This is a genomic window from Streptomyces sp. NPDC127084 (assembly GCF_042724175.1).
GTDB lineage: Bacteria > Actinomycetota > Actinomycetes > Streptomycetales > Streptomycetaceae > Streptomyces.
Genome location: NZ_JBHXFA010000389.1, coordinates 1 through 1,239, shown reverse-complemented (window position 1 = coordinate 1,239; position 1,239 = coordinate 1). Strand labels below are relative to the sequence as shown.

At 71.9% G+C, this 1,239-nt stretch carries 1 protein-coding gene; it reads left to right on the top strand.

The genetic code is table 11. The features are described from left to right. Positions 1–1,239: tetratricopeptide repeat protein (locus tag ACFWI9_RS34450; protein WP_387169277.1), on the top strand; the 1,239-nt coding region annotated here is incomplete at both ends.

Here is a 1,239-nt window from a genome sequence, read left to right as displayed (position 1 = left end):
GGCCTGGTCGAACTCCTCGTCGCCTACGCGCAGTTGAGCACTCCCGGCGTACTGCGGCTGGCGTACACCGATGTCGACGAGGCCGACCACACCGACCAGGAGTTCCTGGCGATCCTGCTGCGGCGCACCCAGGGCACCGCCGTCGCGGTCGCCGTGAGCAGCCGCGGCGGGGAACTCACCGACGAACTCGCCGCCGCACTCGACCGGTACGCCCGCCCCGCCGACGTACCCGCACCCGGTCCCCGCCCCGCCCGCGACCAGGACCGGCTGCTGCGCGCGTACATCGACGCCGACGGCACCTCCGACGACCCGGACGAACTGGCCGCCTACCGGGCCGCCGACCCGGACACCCGCGCCCGACTGCACGACGAACGGGCCGAGCGGCTACGGCGCGACGGTGACCGGAGCCTGTGGCTGGGCGCGATCCCGTACCACCTCGAACACGGCGGCGACGCGGCCGCGGCGGGCGGCGACGCCCTCTACGAAGCGGTCTACCACTGCGCCGGGATGGGTTTCTGGCACGCGATCCTCGACTACGCCCCCCGGGCGCGGGCCCTGGCCGGGCCCGGACGGGCGGAGTTGTACGCGCATGTCACCGGGAAGATGTCCTCGGCGCTGGCCTTCCTCGGACGCACCGCGGAGGCCGAACGCTTCTATCTGGAGGTGCGCGGCCGGTACGCCCTTCCGCTGACCCAGATCTTCACCGGCTACGCGCTGTCCATGCTCTACACCCGGCTGCATCCGCCGGAGCGGCGGGACCACGCGGTGGCGAAGGCGTACGTCAACAACTCGGTCACGGTGGCCGGCCTGCTGCCCGATCCCGAACTGCGCACCTTCCACACGGTGTTCCAGCGCAACGGGCTCGCCCTGATCGAGATGCACATGGGCAATCTGGAGGAGGCGTTCCGTCTGGTGGACGAGGGGCTGCTCCGCATGGAGCGTGAACTCCCGGCGGACCGGCACCGGTTGCACCGCTCGGCACTGCTCCACAACCGGGCCAGGGTCCACGCGGCGCTGGGCCGGCCCACCGAGGCCCTGGCCGACTTCACCGCGGTCATCGCGCTCGACCCGAACTACCCCGACTACTACTTCGACCGCGCCGACGTCCTGCAGAAACTGGGCGACGACACCGCCGCGCTGGCCGACTACGACACGGCGATCACGCTCGGTCCGCCGTTCTGGGAACTGCACTACAACCGGGCCGACTTGCGGGCCAGGTCGGGCGACACGGAGGGTGCG